Source organism: Vibrio sp. CJQ_6 (assembly GCF_043106745.1).
GTDB lineage: Bacteria > Pseudomonadota > Gammaproteobacteria > Enterobacterales > Vibrionaceae > Vibrio > Vibrio furnissii.
This window is the reverse complement of record NZ_JBICMV010000007.1, coordinates 135387-149208: the sequence shown is the minus strand read 5'-3', so window position 1 is coordinate 149208 and position 13822 is coordinate 135387. Positions and strand designations below refer to the sequence as shown.

Genomic DNA, 13822 nt, shown 5'->3' with positions numbered 1-13822 from the left:
ATGGCGAAAGATAATTCAACATGGCAAGTTCACCGGGGAAGCATTCTGCACTTTCCTAAAGTGACATTGTCACCAAAAGACAATTATGAATACTGGAACGACGGTGTTTTAGTCATTGAACATGGTCGTATACAGCATGTGGGTGATGCGAAAGCGTTCTTCTCGGTGTCGGCCAATAAAGCGTTGCTGATCCAAGGCAACGTGGTCCAGCACCGCGGGTTATTGATTCCCGGCATGATTGATTCGCACGTGCATTTTCCGCAAGTCGAAATCATCGCCAGCTACGGCAAACAATTGCTCGACTGGCTCAACACTTACACGTTCCCGACCGAACTTCGCTTTTCCAATTACGACTACGCAAAAGTTCAGGCGCAATTTTTCCTGCAACAATTGTTTGCGCATGGGACGACCACGGCGAGCGTTTACGCGACGGTGCATCCGCAGTCGGTGGACGCCTTTTTTGAAGCGGCCGAGCAATACGACGCGCGCATGGTTTGCGGCAAAGTGATGATGGATCGCTTCTGTCCTGACGCGCTGCAAGACACGCCTGAATCGTCGTATCGCGACAGCAAAGCGCTGATCGAACGCTGGCACAATCAGGGCCGTGCCCTGTACGCAATTACGCCGCGTTTTGCGCCAACCAGCACGCCGCAACAGTTGGCAAAAGCCGGACAGTTGGCCGATGAGCATCCGGACACCTTCATTCAGACTCACTTGAGCGAAAACATCAACGAAGTGGCGTGGGTGAAAGAGCTCTATCCGCACGATGATGATTATTTGGGGGTGTATGAACGCAATCATCTGGTACGCGACCGTGCGCTGTTCGGCCATGCGATTCATCTGAGCGAGCGTGAACAACAAACGCTGGCCAGTAGCGGCGCGTCTATCGCCTTCTGCCCATCTTCCAACCTCTTTCTCGGCAGCGGCCTGTTTCCGTATGACAAAGCGAAAGACGCCGGGATTCCGGTGTCGATTGCCAGTGATGTGGGGGGCGGCACCAGTTTGAGCCTGCTGCGCAATCAGGCAGATGCCTACAAAATCTGTCAATTGCAAGGCGTCAGCCTCGATGCGTTTGAATCGCTCTACCTCTGCACGCAAGGCGCCGCCGCGTCAATGGGACTCGATCACCTGATTGGGAATTTTAACATCGGCACTGAAGCCGACTTCATCGAACTCGATCTCACTGCATTTCCAATGCTCAAACAGCGCACATTGCGTTGTCAGGATTTGTCTGAGCAGCTTTTCGCCCTGATTACCCTTGGCGATGAGCGAGTGATCGAGAGAACTTACGTTCATGGAAAATTAGTCTATCAAAAGGATATGGTGTTATGTGGCCACAACTCTACGAATGGTTTGCGTTATTCATCAAATGGTTTCATGTAATTTGTGGCATCGCATGGATTGGTGCGAGCTTCTATTTCACTTGGCTGGACAACAGCTTAGAAACCCCGCCGCAATGGAAAAAAGACAAAGGTATTAAAGGCGATCTTTGGGCTGTACATGGGGGCGGTTTCTATGAAGTAGCCAAATATCAGGTTGGCCCGGAAAAAATGCCGGAGAAACTGCATTGGTTTAAATGGGAAGCCTATTCGACCTGGCTGACGGGTTCGGCATTGCTGATTTGGATGTATTACTTTAACGCGCAAGCGTATCTGGTCGACCCACGTGTGATGGCACTCACCTCGCTGCAAGCAGTTGGCGTGGGTGTAGGCGGTATTTTGCTTGGCGTTGTGGTGTATGAGGGCTTGATGCGCTCTCCGCTTGGCCGCAACACGCTGCTGTTCAGTGGCGCGTTAATCGCTTTTGGTGCGCTGTTTTTCTATGGATTTACGCACCTGTTCAGCGGCCGCGGCGCGTTCATCCATATGGGGGCATTAATTGGCTCCATTATGGTCAATAACGTCTTCCATAAGATTATTCCGGGTCAGCGTAAAATGGTTGCGCAGGTGGCCGCGGGTGAACCGGTCGATCCTGCGCCCGGACTAGAAGGCAAACGCCGCTCGATTCACAACAACTACTTCACACTGCCGGTGATTTTCCTGATGATCAGCAACCATTACCCGATGGTGTATCAACATGCGCACAGCTGGTTGGTGGGGATGCTGATTCTGGTGATCAGTGCGTATATTCGTCACTACTTCAACCTCAAGCATTCCGGTGAGAAAAAACCGTTCGTGATGTTTTCTGGTGCGGCCGCGATGTTTGCTCTGGCCGTCGTGATTAGCTGGCAAGCGACCGAACAGATGCATATGGCGAAATCAAATGCGCGTGAAGCTGCGCCTGCCAGTGCGACGATCACAGCGTCGCTCAATGCGGATCAACACATTGCGCAGCAGATCATCGAACAGCGGTGCAGCCAGTGTCACAGTGCCACGCCAACGGACGACATCTTCAAAGTGGCGCCGAGTGGCGCGGTGTTTGATAGCTGGCAGGATATTAACCGCTGGAAATCACGCATCATTGCTCGCGCCGTAGACAGCGCAGATATGCCGTTTCTCAATAAAACCCAGATGACGGACGAAGAACGCCAGCAGCTTAAGAAGGCATTGTCCGCACTCAACTAATTGAAAAGACGAAGATAAACAAAAGCCACTTGGAGGAATCAAGTGGCTTTTTTATCGTTGATGGACAACCCACGGGCGGGTTCAAGGAGAAATCAAGTGACCAGAATAGTGACTTAATTGCTCACCGAGGAGACCTGCTGAATCAATGCTGCCAGAGACAAATCCGGCATATTGGACAGCGCGATCACCACCAACGCAATGATCATGAAGGTTGGAAATAACTGCATAAAGTAGGAAAACAGAAAGCCTTCACTGTAATCTGAAGAGGAGTATGTCTTTTTCATCACTCTAGCCTCGCGCTCCATTGCCAATGGAGACAGTTGACGTTGTTGCGTTCGTTTCAAGCATGGTGATCGCTTGCCACTCAAAAACACCCATCAAGACGATTGAACTGTGTCAATTTCGTGCCTTTCCCGCTTCAAAGAGTGACTCAACCACACTGAGCACCGTGATCGTTTGAGTGCGTGACGAATTCATCGTGCTGCTCACACCGGGTGACCACCGCCCCTCATCTTCTTTGTTGAAGAATGATATAAACTCTAGCGCATATTTGTGGGCTTTCCACTAAATACAAATAGAATCCATTCTTATTTACGCTTTATCAGTTTTGAGAATTATTGCATTCAATGTTCACGCACAATGCGTGGCTAAGCGAAGTGTAAAGCAATGTAAAGTCCCGAACCCTTTGCCCACTCATCGCTCCAATGCTGCGTTCAATCATAACAACGACATTTAATATTCCAATCAATGAAGGACGAACACATGAAATCTATTTCGCTTTTTGCCTTATTGGGCTGCACTTTGTTGTCGGCGTCGGCTATGGCTCAAAACCAACCGAGCGATCGCCCAGAGATGGGACCGCCTCCGAGCTTTTCGGATATGGACAGCAACGGCGATGGCGTATTGACACAAGATGAAGTGCAAGGCCCCATGCAGCGTGATTTCAGCGACATGGATAGCAATAGTGATGGGCAGTTAACCGAAACCGAAGTGGATACGTTTATGAAGAACCATCAACCACCACAGCGTCCAAACCACGATGAATGACAACGGATTGCGAGAGAAATAGATAAAGAGAAAGCCCGGTTATTACCGGGCTTTCAGTTGAATTATACGATGGACGGTTAGCGAAAGCGTTTCACCATCTCCACAAAACAGTTTAGTGCGGTCAGCACATCAGCTTCCATCACCTGCTCTCGCGGATGGTGACTGATCCCTTTTTCACAGCGCACAAACAGCATGCCAATGTCGGTGAGTTTGGTCATCGCCAGCCCGTCATGCCCTGCACCACTCGGTAGAAAACGGGGCGCGATCTGGGTGACGGTTTCGACCACATCCGCCCATTGTTGTTGGAGCTTCTCGCTGCACAACACCGCATCCGCTTGGTAGATGGTTTGGTAGTCAAACCCCAGGTTGCGATTGCGGGCAATGTCTGCGAGCTGTGCCAACAAATCAACCGAGCACAGTTCTAATGTGGCTTGCGACAAACTGCGAATATCAATAGTGAAACGAGTGTCGCCAGGAATCACGTTCACTGCGCCCGGCAACACGTCACATTGCCCCACAGTCGCCACAATTCCATGCTGCTGCGCGAACGTCTCGATGCAGGTGATCATCGCCGCAGCGCCGCACAATGCATCATGACGCAGCTCAACGGGCACAGTGCCCGCATGGCCCGCCATGCCTTTCACTTGGCATTGAAAGCGCTTCGCACCAGCAATCCCGGTGACCACGCCGACTGGCAGATTCTCCGCTTCCAATACTGGGCCTTGCTCAATGTGCACTTCCAGATACGCCTGCGTATCTTCCGCCAAACGTGCATCGCAGCCAGCCAGTTGTGGATCAAGGCCAAACGCACGCATCGCATCCGCCATCGAAATGCCATCTGCATCTTTCACGTCCAGCCATTGCGGATGAAAGCATCCAGCCACGCCGCTGGAACCTATTAACGTGGTGTTAAAACGGGTGCCTTCTTCATCGGCAAACGCAACCACGTCGATATGAAATGGAAACGCTTCATCCGCCAGTTGAGCAAGCGTTTCGATGGCCAACAGTACGCCTAAATTGCCGTCATATTTGCCTGCATTAGTGACGGTGTCACTATGAGAGCCGAGAATCAGCGTCGGTTGGGTCGGATTGGCGGACACTTTACGCCCCCACTGATTACCGACACTGTCTTGCCAGGTTTCAAGGCCCGCATCACGCATCCATTGCGCCAGCTGGTCATGGGCGGCGCGATGCTGAGGCGTCAGATAGGCGCGCGTGATTGCGCCCTCGTCAGCGCTGAATTGAGCCAGCGTGTCGGCTTGCTCCATCAGCTTTTTCGCCTGCTGCGCCATGGTATTTTTTTCTGCTGTAATCATCAGCGCTCCTTGCGTTGATTCGCCAAACTCACGTTGTATTTTGTATCCACCTGACTGGTGTGATTAAGCATAGAATTCCATTGCCGCAACGACGGATTGCCCCGGCACAATCGCTGCTTTGTGTTTGATCAGAATGGCTTCCAGCGCTGCAAGCGTTGCCAGCACGCATTCTTGGCGGGCGTTGTATCCCATGGTTCCGATGCGCCAAATTTTGCCATGCAGCGGACCAAACGAGGTGCCAATTTCAATCCCGAAGCGTTGCAGCAGCTCAAGGCGAATCGCATCACCATTCACATTGGCCGGAATGTAGACGCCGACCACGTTGTTCATTTTGTAAGCTTGGTTGCCGAACAATTCCAACCCCATGGCACGCAGGCCAGCCGCCAGCGCATCCCCTGCTTGTTGATGGCGTGCAATCACCTTGTCTGCGCCTTCTTCGAGGAAAAGGCGCGCACATTCACGTGCGGCATAGAGCATCGACGTCGCTTCCGTATGGTGGTTCAACCGTTCCGGGCCCCAGTAATCCATGATCATCGCCAAATCGAAGTAGTTGGACTGAATCATCGCCTCTTCGCCTTGGGTGTGGTGGTCGGCACGAATGCCCGCTTCGACGTGTTTACGGCGGTTAATCACGGTTGCGCAGCGATCGCTCAGGGTAATAGGCGCTGAACCGGAAGGCCCGCCAAGGCATTTCTGCAAGCCAGCCGACACCGCATCAAGATGCCATTCGTCGACTTTAAGATCGTTCCCCGCAATTGACGCGGTAGCGTCACAGTAGAACAGCACGCCATAACGCTGACAGATTTCGCCCATCTCTTTGAGCGGCTGATTCATTGTGGTGGAGGTATCGCCTTGCACGGTCGCGAGCAGCTTTGGTTGAAACGCTTTGATTGCCGCTTCGACTTTTTCCGGTGGGCACACTTCCCCCCATTCGATATCGATGGTTTTCACTTCAGCGCCAACGCGCTGTGCAATTTCACACAGCAAGTGACCAAAGCGGCCAATCACCGGCACCAGCACCTTGTCGCCGGGCTGTAACACCGACACCAATACCGCTTCAATGCCGGAGCGCGCCGTGCCATCCACCAACAAGGTTTGCTGATTTTGGGTCTGGAAAACACCGCGATACAGGGACTGCACCTGATTCATGTAGCCGGTCATGACCGGGTCGTACTGGCCAATCAGAGATTGAGAAATGGCCTGATGAACACGTGGGTAGGCATTGATTGGTCCCGGGCCCATCAACAGACGCTGTGGTGGGTTCAGGGTTTCAAAAAGTTCGTTTTGGGCGGTCATGTTATTCTCCAAGTAAACTGGTTCCATCACTACGAGGATCGCTGGTCGCACACGCCTTTCCATGCGTATCGAGAATGATTGCGCCAGCGTGTCCCATGAGTTCGTTGCAATCGGCCACAAAGGTGACATCGTGGCCACGTTGTTTTAAGGCATCGCCATATTGCTCATACAGCGATTGTTCAAGTCGTAAATTGTTGGTGCTATTGCCCCATGTGCGGCCAAGCAGCCAGCGCGGCGCAGCAATCGCATCACTGAGCGAGAAATTTTGATAGTGGTAGCGGCTAAACAGGCACGCTTGCGTTTGTGGTTGGCCTTCGCCACCCATGGTGCCGTAACTCATGCGGCGGCCATCGGCGAGTTCGGCATAGGCCGGATTCAAGGTATGGAACGGCTTTTTACCCGGCGCCAACACATTGTGGTGACGGGCATCGAGCGAGAAGCTCTTTGAGCGAATGTTCCACAAAATGCCCGTTTCTGGTAAAAACACACCCGAACCGAACTCCCAATACACGCTTTGAATGAAGCTCACCATGGTGCCGTATTGATCGCTCGCGCCCATCCAAATGGTATCACTCGGCTTGGCCTGATGCGGCCAAGGCAGCGCCTCACTTAGGGACACATTGGCCGCACATTGGTCAACAACGGCGTCGATGAGCCATTCCTGCAGCGGCTGACTTAAAAACTCTTCGTCACACACTTCGCGATCGCGAATGATGAAGGCTTGCTTGGTCGCTTCAACCAGCAGATGAATGTGGTCGACTTCGCTTTGCGCTTGCGACGCCAGCCGATCGTAAATCGCCAGAATCAAAAGTGATGCCACACCTTGTGTGGGCGCGCCAAAGTTGTATAAACGCCCTTTGGCAGTGTTGACGGTGAGCGGTGCCATCACTTTTGCCTGATGAGCGTGAAAGTCGTCCAACGTCAGCGGGCTGCCTGCGGCTTGCAGCTCTTTCGCCGCAGAGGCGGCGATCTCACCGCGATAGAAATCATCTAGCCCACGCTCAGCCAAGGTTTGTAATGTGTTGGCCAGCGCCTCGTTCACCAAGGTATCGCCGACTTCGAGCGTTTGGCCCTGCTTGAGAAAGTTCTGCGCAAAAGCTTGCAATGAGGCTAGGCGTTCAAAGGTTTTTTCGCTGGCGTTGACTAAGCTTTGTGTCACTTCCACACCATCACGGGCGGCATCAATCGCAGGTTGCAGCAGTTCGGTTAACGTCAATGTCCCCGCATCTACTTTCAGCGCTTTTTGCCACGCTGCAATGGTGCCGGCCATGGTAATCGCCGACGCCCCACCGCTGAATGGCAGTTCATCACCCAGCGCGCGATAGTGTTCAACATCCACATTCAACGCTGCAGCGCCACAGCCATCGATGGCAACGGGTGTCTGGCCTGCTTTGGCGATCAGCCAAAAACTGTCGCCACCGATGCCGTTCATGTGCGGGTATTGCACCGCAATCATCGCGGCAGCAGCGACCATGGCTTCACTGGCGGTGCCGCCAGCGTCGAGAATTTGCTGACCAACTTGCGCGGCCTTAAAGTGCGGGGCAGTAAATGCCGTTTGATGCTTCATTCACGTTCTCCTTAACATGTGCCGTTGTGAACGGCTTCACCCGTGACAAGCAGCGTCTCTTCTTGATGAGGCAAACCCATCAGTGAGATACCGCACGGGCCTTCTAATAATTCTTCCATGGGCAAATGGAGTTGCGGTAATCCCGACAGTCCTGCAATGCTGGTCAGCCCCATCAACTGCGAGCGATAGACCGCCAGTTCATCAGCCGGCATCGTCAGTGACGGCGGGCCCGATGGCGTGGTCGGTATTGCCCACAGGGAACGTTGTTGCTTCAGGTGTGTCAGTATCTGTTGCTGAAAATCCTGTTGTCGTCCTTTCGCGTGGTCATACTGCTCACAAGTGATGGTTCTGGCCCACGTCACACGCTCCCCGATCGCCGGATCCAGACTGTCGCCATACTGCGTGAGCCACGCATCGTGATGTTCGATAATTTCAAAACCTTGAATGGTACGAAACAGTAAGCTCAGGTCCGTCAGTGACCAGCCATTTTGTGCCAAAATATGGCCTTGAATGATCTCGATTCCCGCTCGCTGACACTGCTGACTCAAACGTTCAAGACGAGCGGCGCTCATCACCGCTTGGCACTGCGCATCGAGATAAACGCGCGTCACTCGTTCGCCGGATTGATGACGTGCCGCCAGCACCGACCACACATCGCGCATCAGGCGTAAGTCACGCGTGAAAATGCCGGCGGTATCGAAACTTTTCGCTAATTCAAAACAGTGGGACAGATCAAGCGTGCCGAGAGTTGGACGCAAGCCAAATAAGCCGCAATAACTGGCCGGCACGCGGATTGACCCGCCCGTGTCGGTGCCGATAGCAAAGTCGCAATCGTTGTTCGCCACTGCGACCGCGCTGCCACTGGATGAACCGCCGGGAATACAATTCGGCGCTGTCGGATTGATGGGCGTGCCGTAATGACTGTTCTGACCATTGAGGCTGTAAGCCAGCTCGTCGGTTTGAACACGGCCAGCGCATTCAGCGCCCTGCCCGAGCAGCGCGGTGATCAGTGGTGACGTGGCCGTCGCCATTTTATGGGTTTTCAGCCAAGTGGGATTACCCGCGCCTGTGGCGTAGCCTTCGACGTCGAATAAATCTTTGAAGACAAATCGGGTACCAGAGAGCGTTCCCTGCGCGGTGGCGGGCAGCGTCTCTGGCCCCTGAGCACAATAAATACTAGCGTCCTTACTCATTCTGTATCCTTCCGTGGTGTTCCTTTTAGGCGCTGAATCCGCAGCGCCTAAGCTTTTGTTGATTTTTTGAAGCGATTTGCAGCGAATCGACTGATGCTGCTTAGTTGGTCACCGTCTTCAGGGATTCGCTTTGGCGCGCGTAACGGTTCGCCAGTACTGCGCAGTAGAAAATCTGAATCGGGTGATACAGCATGATAGGCAGCAGAATCATCCCCAGCGATGGGTCCGCGCCGAAAATCACCTTCGCCATCGGAATGCCCGCGGCCAGTGTTTTCTTCGTCCCACAGAACACAGCCGCCACTTCATCCGGTAGCGTAAATTTGGTGCGGCGTGCGCCCCACTGAATCAGGTGCACCATAAACAGCAGAATCACGGTACAAATCGCAATAGAGCTGACCAGCAAACCCATCGAGAACTCGCTCCAAATGCCATTCACCACGGAATCACAGAAGGCGTTGTAAACGATGAGAAGAATCACGTATTTGTCGACCTTATTGACCACCGCTTTATGACGATCCACCCAAGCGACTAAATAAGGACGCATGAGTTGGCCCACAATCATCGGTAACAGCAAGAGTTTGGAAATCGAGATCACCGAGTCCAGCAAATCCAGTTGTACGCCTTCAAATCCCATAAAAAGTTGAATCAAAAGTGGTGTGATGAACACGCCAAGAATACTGGAAAGTGATGCGTTAAAGATTGCGCCCGGGACGTTCCCTTTACCGACACTGGTCATCGCCACAGATGACGAAATGGTGCTTGGCAGAACGAGTAGATAACAGAAGCCAAATGCCAGCGCCGCAGGCATGTAAGCGAGGAACGCCTCACCAAAAATGACCCACAGGATCGGGTAAACCACGAATGTCGCGATTTGAATGTAAATGTGTAGACGCCAGTTAGTCACGCCCGCTTTGATCGCTTGAGGAGAAAGCCCAAGACCATGGAGGAAGAAGACAATGGCGACGCCGACGCCCGTCAGTTGATCCAAGTGGATCATGCCACCGGAACGGCCAAATTCAGACGTCACAGTCGCCAGCAGAATGGCAACCACCATCCCGACCAGAAACCATTCCTTTTTGATTTTTGCTAATACATTCATGTCGTTATTTTTGCTCTTTGTTATGTTGTGTGATGTTACGTTTGAATTATTCCACTTCGTTCAATTGCGCATAGCTGTGCGAGATATGGCGACTCAGCTGGGCGGCATGTTGTCCGAGGTGACGATACACTTTGTTAACCAAATAGGATATTAAGCTCATAGGCACGGCATAGCTATCCAAAGGTGCCTGATTATTCATATGACACACTAAAAAATGTGCCACAGCATCAGCATACTTCTGACCGGATTGGTCGGTGATCAGCAAACACGGCTTACCGCTCAGGTGATGAATGATCTTTTCAAACTGAGCAACGCGTCGGCGGATACCAATCACAATCACAAAATCGTCGTCCGCAATCGAGACCAAATCTTCTCCCAAGGTCTGGCCCGGCAACGGCAGCAGTTCCACGTTAGCGCGGCACTGCATCAGTTGCTGACGAAAATGCATCGCCAGCGGGTAACTGTTCCGATAACCGATGATTTTCACCCGTTTGGCGTTGGCGATGGCCTCAACCAATTCCGTGACATCCAGCGTCGCTAACTGCGCCCATAGTTGCTCTAAGGCGCGCATATCGTGTTGAATTTCTGGGTCTTCGATGTTGGATGTTAATACCGGAGTCCCCTTTTCGCGCTCCTGCATCAGTTCCTGACGAAGTGCAACATGATCCTCATAACCCAGTTGACGAATAAAGCGACTCACACTGGTTTTCGATACCGAGCAGGCTTCAGCGATTTCAGCCGTCGACAGCATTAAAATCTTTTCCGGATTCAGTTGCAGATAGTCAGCCACTCGGCGGCTGCTTTCGGTCAAGCGTGAATATTGCTGGGTAATTCGTTCACTGAGTGAGTGGTGAGTATTGGTCATGCTGACTCCATCAAGATGATTAACGAACGGCGGACAAAAAGCTTTGCAGCTCTGGTGTTTGCGGCGCAGCAAACACGGTTTCACTCGGCCCGGTTTCCCACACTTTCCCCTGATTCATGAACACCACGCGATCACCCACATCGCGGGCAAAGTTCATTTCGTGCGTCACCAGAATCAGTGTCATCCCTTCCGCTTTCAGTTGTTCCAGCACTTTCAGCACTTCGCCAACCAGCTCCGGGTCCAGCGCTGACGTGATTTCATCACACAACAACACTTTAGGATTCATGGCCAATGAACGTGCAATCGCCACGCGTTGTTGCTGACCGCCGGACAGATTGGTCGGATAGGCATCAAACTTATCGGCCAGACCGACTTTTTCGAGCAGTTCACGGGCCAGTGTTTCACACGCTTCACTGCTTTTCTTTAAGACCAGCTTTGGTGCCAGCATCACGTTCTCGCCGACGGTCATGTGTGGGAACAGGTTGAAGCTTTGAAACACCATGCCCACACTGCGGCTCAACAGGCGCAATTTGTAATCGTCGTTTTCTACCGCTTGGCTGTCCACAATGATCACGCCTTCCTGGTAATCTTCCAAGCCATTCATACAGCGCAGCAGCGTACTTTTCCCCGAGCCACTGCGGCCGATGATCGACACCACTTCACCCGGATTGATTTTTAAGTCGACCCCTTTCAGGACGTGGTTTTCGCCATAATATTTATGGACTTGTTCAACACTAACGAGCGACATGGTTTCGAGTCTCCAAATATCGGGCTAACGCAGAAAGCGGAAAGCAAATGGCAAAGTAAAGCAGTGCAACCAGCGCGAACACTTTGAACGGCTGGAATGTGGCGTTGTTGAGCATGGTGCCGGCTTTGGTCAGTTCAACGAATCCGATGATGGATGCCAGCGCAGTGCCTTTGACAATCTGAACCGAAAATCCGACCGTTGGCGCAATGGCCAGACGCGCGGCTTGCGGCGCAATGATGTAACGCATGGTTTGCAGATAGCTCAGCCCCAAAGTACGGCACGCTTCCCACTGGCCTTTCGGCAGTGATTCGATACAGCCGCGCCAGATATCGTGAAAAAAAGCGCTGCTGAATAACGTTAATGACAACACGGCGGCTGTCCAGGCACTGACTTCCACGCCCACGAGGGATAAACCAAAGAAGGCGAGAAACAGCTGCATCAGCAGCGGCGTGCCCTGAAACAGTTCCACATACAGCTTGATGACGCCGGTAAACACGGAGTGCCGCGTGCTACGCAGCAAGGTAATCAACAGTCCGAGCAACCCGCCGCCGACAAAAGCGATCAGCGACAGTGCGCCGGTCCAGCGAGCGGCCATCAATAGGCTGCGAAAAATATCCCAATCGGTAAATTGCATCATGATGGCGCTCTCCTACAACGACGGGTTCTTAAACGCGACGCGCTTAACGAACGCAAACATCTGGCGCATCACAATCGCAAGCACTAGATAAATCGCCGCCGTCAGCATGTACGATTCAAAACTCAGAAAACTGCGCGACTGAACGAAGTTGGCCGCAAACGTCAGATCTTCCACCGAAATTTGTGACACCACCGCAGAACCCAACATCACAATGATGCACTGGCTGACAAGCGCCGGATAAACACGTTGATACGCAGGCGGAATCACAATGCGTGTAAAAATCTGCATGCGGGTCAATCCCAAAGTTTTCCCTGCCTCCCACTGCCCTTTTGGTGTCGCTTCGATGCCAGCGCGAATGATTTCCGCCGAATACGCACCCAAGTTAATCACCATCGCAATCACGCCCGCCTGCCAGGCGCTGAGCTTGATACCGAGTGCCGGCAGACCAAAAAAGATAAAGAACAACTGCACGATAAACGGGGTGTTACGGATCACTTCGATGTAGCAGGTGCAAACAAACTTCAGCCATTTGGCCTGACTGGTTTTTGCACCCGCACATAGCGTGCCGAGCAACAGTCCGCCAACGGTTGAGATGATGGTCAGTTCTACGGTGGTGCCCAACCCTGCCACAAACTGTGGCAGGTAAGGCGTCAAACCGCTAAAGTCCAACTGATAGCTCATGCTTCGCCCTTCACGTTACGCACCCAGATCCGCAGGAAACGGTGCTTTTAGCCATTTTTGCGAGAAGCCTTCCAACACACCCTCTTGTTTCGCTTCGGTGATCAGACGGTTCACTTCTTTTAGCAGTGCGTCTTCGCCTTTCATCACACCCACATAACACGGTGAGTTTTTCAGCAGGAACTTCGTTTGTGGCGCTTTGGCCGGATAACGAGTTGCGATTTCTGTCACCACCAGATTACCGGTCGCAATCAGGCTCACCTGACCAGACAGGAATGAGGACAACGTGGCGTTGTTATCTTCAAAACGTTTGATGGTGGCATCGCTCGGCGCAATCTTGCTCAGTTCCAAATCTTCCACTGAGCCGCGTGTCACACCGATGGTTTTGCCGCTCAGATCCTGCGCACTGGTCACCGCTTCATCCGATGAGCCGAATACGCCGAGATAGAAAGGCGCATACGCCGCACTGAAGTCGATCACTTTTTCACGTTCCGCATTTTTACCCATGCTCGAAATCACCAAATCCACTTTACCGGTTTGCAGGTAAGGAATTCGGTTCGCACTGGTGACTGGCACCAGTTCCAGTTTGACATCGAGCTTTTTGGCCAGATACCCGGCCATATCAATGTCGTATCCGTGAGGCTTGAGGTCAGTCCCCACAGAACCAAAAGGCGGAAAATCTTGGGGAACCGCAACTTTCAACACCCCTTTCTGTTGGACTGACTCCAGTTGGTCGGCTTGCGCGGTGGTCGCACCGAACAACAGGCTGGCAGACATGAGCACACTCGACATTGCTGCAACTATTTTCATTG

The 13822-nt window shown here is 52.5% G+C and carries 14 protein-coding genes; 3 read left to right on the top strand and 11 right to left on the bottom strand.

Annotated elements, in window-relative coordinates:
* Both guaD and ACF8PK_RS01375 read left to right on the top strand, forming a co-directional pair.
* Positions 1-1383, top strand: coding sequence for a guanine deaminase (gene guaD / locus ACF8PK_RS01380; protein ID WP_392439740.1), 1383 nt, complete (start codon positions 1-3; stop codon positions 1381-1383).
* The gene (locus tag ACF8PK_RS01375; protein WP_392439737.1) at positions 1329-2564 is read left to right on the top strand and encodes a urate hydroxylase PuuD; all 1236 of its coding nucleotides are present in this window, start codon (positions 1329-1331) and stop codon (positions 2562-2564) included. The genes guaD and ACF8PK_RS01375 overlap by 55 nt, the downstream gene beginning before the upstream one ends.
* Positions 2565-2677: 113 nt before the next feature.
* Here ACF8PK_RS01375 and ACF8PK_RS01370 read toward each other — a convergent pair whose 3' ends face one another.
* The gene (locus tag ACF8PK_RS01370; protein WP_167498033.1) at positions 2678-2848 is read right to left on the bottom strand and encodes a hypothetical protein; all 171 of its coding nucleotides are present in this window, start codon (positions 2846-2848) and stop codon (positions 2678-2680) included.
* A gap of 478 nt (positions 2849-3326) precedes the next feature.
* Between ACF8PK_RS01370 and ACF8PK_RS01365 the strand changes: the two genes are divergently transcribed.
* Positions 3327-3611, top strand: coding sequence for an EF-hand domain-containing protein (locus ACF8PK_RS01365; protein WP_004728108.1), 285 nt, complete (start codon positions 3327-3329; stop codon positions 3609-3611).
* A 77-nt stretch (positions 3612-3688) separates the two neighbouring features.
* Here ACF8PK_RS01365 and ACF8PK_RS01360 read toward each other — a convergent pair whose 3' ends face one another.
* From ACF8PK_RS01360 to ACF8PK_RS01315, 10 genes are all read right to left on the bottom strand, one after another.
* Positions 3689-4927, bottom strand: coding sequence for an allantoate amidohydrolase (locus tag ACF8PK_RS01360; RefSeq protein ID WP_392439733.1), 1239 nt, complete (start codon positions 4925-4927; stop codon positions 3689-3691).
* 63 nt (positions 4928-4990) lie between these two features.
* Entirely contained in the window at positions 4991-6223 is a 1233-nt protein-coding gene (locus tag ACF8PK_RS01355; protein ID WP_004728105.1) for an alanine--glyoxylate aminotransferase family protein, read from the bottom strand.
* Position 6224: 1 nt separating this feature from the next.
* Positions 6225-7790, bottom strand: coding sequence for a gamma-glutamyltransferase family protein (locus ACF8PK_RS01350; RefSeq protein ID WP_392439730.1), 1566 nt, complete (start codon positions 7788-7790; stop codon positions 6225-6227).
* An 11-nt stretch (positions 7791-7801) separates the two neighbouring features.
* A complete protein-coding gene (locus ACF8PK_RS01345) occupies positions 7802-8983 on the bottom strand; it encodes an amidase (protein ID WP_392439727.1) in 1182 nt (393 codons plus the stop codon).
* Positions 8984-9083: 100 nt separating this feature from the next.
* Entirely contained in the window at positions 9084-10082 is a 999-nt protein-coding gene (locus tag ACF8PK_RS01340) for a bile acid:sodium symporter family protein (protein ID WP_014257290.1), read from the bottom strand.
* 46 nt (positions 10083-10128) lie between these two features.
* Positions 10129-10947: a MurR/RpiR family transcriptional regulator gene (locus tag ACF8PK_RS01335; RefSeq protein ID WP_392439724.1), complete on the bottom strand. Its 819-nt coding sequence runs from the start codon at positions 10945-10947 to the stop codon at positions 10129-10131.
* A 19-nt stretch (positions 10948-10966) separates the two neighbouring features.
* Positions 10967-11695, bottom strand: a complete 729-nt coding sequence (locus tag ACF8PK_RS01330) for an amino acid ABC transporter ATP-binding protein (RefSeq protein WP_004728099.1) — start codon at positions 11693-11695, stop codon at positions 10967-10969.
* Entirely contained in the window at positions 11682-12332 is a 651-nt protein-coding gene (locus ACF8PK_RS01325) for an amino acid ABC transporter permease (RefSeq protein ID WP_392439720.1), read from the bottom strand. The genes ACF8PK_RS01330 and ACF8PK_RS01325 overlap by 14 nt, the downstream gene beginning before the upstream one ends.
* A 12-nt stretch (positions 12333-12344) precedes the next feature.
* Positions 12345-13013: an amino acid ABC transporter permease gene (locus ACF8PK_RS01320; RefSeq protein WP_158108622.1), complete on the bottom strand. Its 669-nt coding sequence runs from the start codon at positions 13011-13013 to the stop codon at positions 12345-12347.
* A gap of 15 nt (positions 13014-13028) precedes the next feature.
* On the bottom strand, positions 13029-13820 hold the full coding sequence (locus tag ACF8PK_RS01315; RefSeq protein WP_392439716.1) for a transporter substrate-binding domain-containing protein: 792 nt from the start codon (positions 13818-13820) through the stop codon (positions 13029-13031).
* Positions 13821-13822: the final 2 nt, after the last annotated feature.

Bases quoted from the DNA above. Each gene is read 5' to 3' on its own strand.
- guaD (WP_392439740.1), top strand. From the start codon at position 1: ATGGCGAAAGATAATTCAACATGGCAAGTTCACCGGGGAAGCATTCTG.
- ACF8PK_RS01375 (WP_392439737.1), top strand. From the start codon at position 1,329: ATGTGGCCACAACTCTACGAATGGTTTGCGTTATTCATCAAATGGTTT.
- ACF8PK_RS01370 (WP_167498033.1), bottom strand. From the start codon at position 2,848: ATGAAAAAGACATACTCCTCTTCAGATTACAGTGAAGGCTTTCTGTTT.
- ACF8PK_RS01365 (WP_004728108.1), top strand. From the start codon at position 3,327: ATGAAATCTATTTCGCTTTTTGCCTTATTGGGCTGCACTTTGTTGTCG.
- ACF8PK_RS01360 (WP_392439733.1), bottom strand. From the start codon at position 4,927: ATGATTACAGCAGAAAAAAATACCATGGCGCAGCAGGCGAAAAAGCTG.
- ACF8PK_RS01355 (WP_004728105.1), bottom strand. From the start codon at position 6,223: ATGACCGCCCAAAACGAACTTTTTGAAACCCTGAACCCACCACAGCGT.
- ACF8PK_RS01350 (WP_392439730.1), bottom strand. From the start codon at position 7,790: ATGAAGCATCAAACGGCATTTACTGCCCCGCACTTTAAGGCCGCGCAA.
- ACF8PK_RS01345 (WP_392439727.1), bottom strand. From the start codon at position 8,983: ATGAGTAAGGACGCTAGTATTTATTGTGCTCAGGGGCCAGAGACGCTG.
- ACF8PK_RS01340 (WP_014257290.1), bottom strand. From the start codon at position 10,082: ATGAATGTATTAGCAAAAATCAAAAAGGAATGGTTTCTGGTCGGGATG.
- ACF8PK_RS01335 (WP_392439724.1), bottom strand. From the start codon at position 10,947: ATGACCAATACTCACCACTCACTCAGTGAACGAATTACCCAGCAATAT.
- ACF8PK_RS01330 (WP_004728099.1), bottom strand. From the start codon at position 11,695: ATGTCGCTCGTTAGTGTTGAACAAGTCCATAAATATTATGGCGAAAAC.
- ACF8PK_RS01325 (WP_392439720.1), bottom strand. From the start codon at position 12,332: ATGATGCAATTTACCGATTGGGATATTTTTCGCAGCCTATTGATGGCC.
- ACF8PK_RS01320 (WP_158108622.1), bottom strand. From the start codon at position 13,013: ATGAGCTATCAGTTGGACTTTAGCGGTTTGACGCCTTACCTGCCACAG.
- ACF8PK_RS01315 (WP_392439716.1), bottom strand. From the start codon at position 13,820: ATGAAAATAGTTGCAGCAATGTCGAGTGTGCTCATGTCTGCCAGCCTG.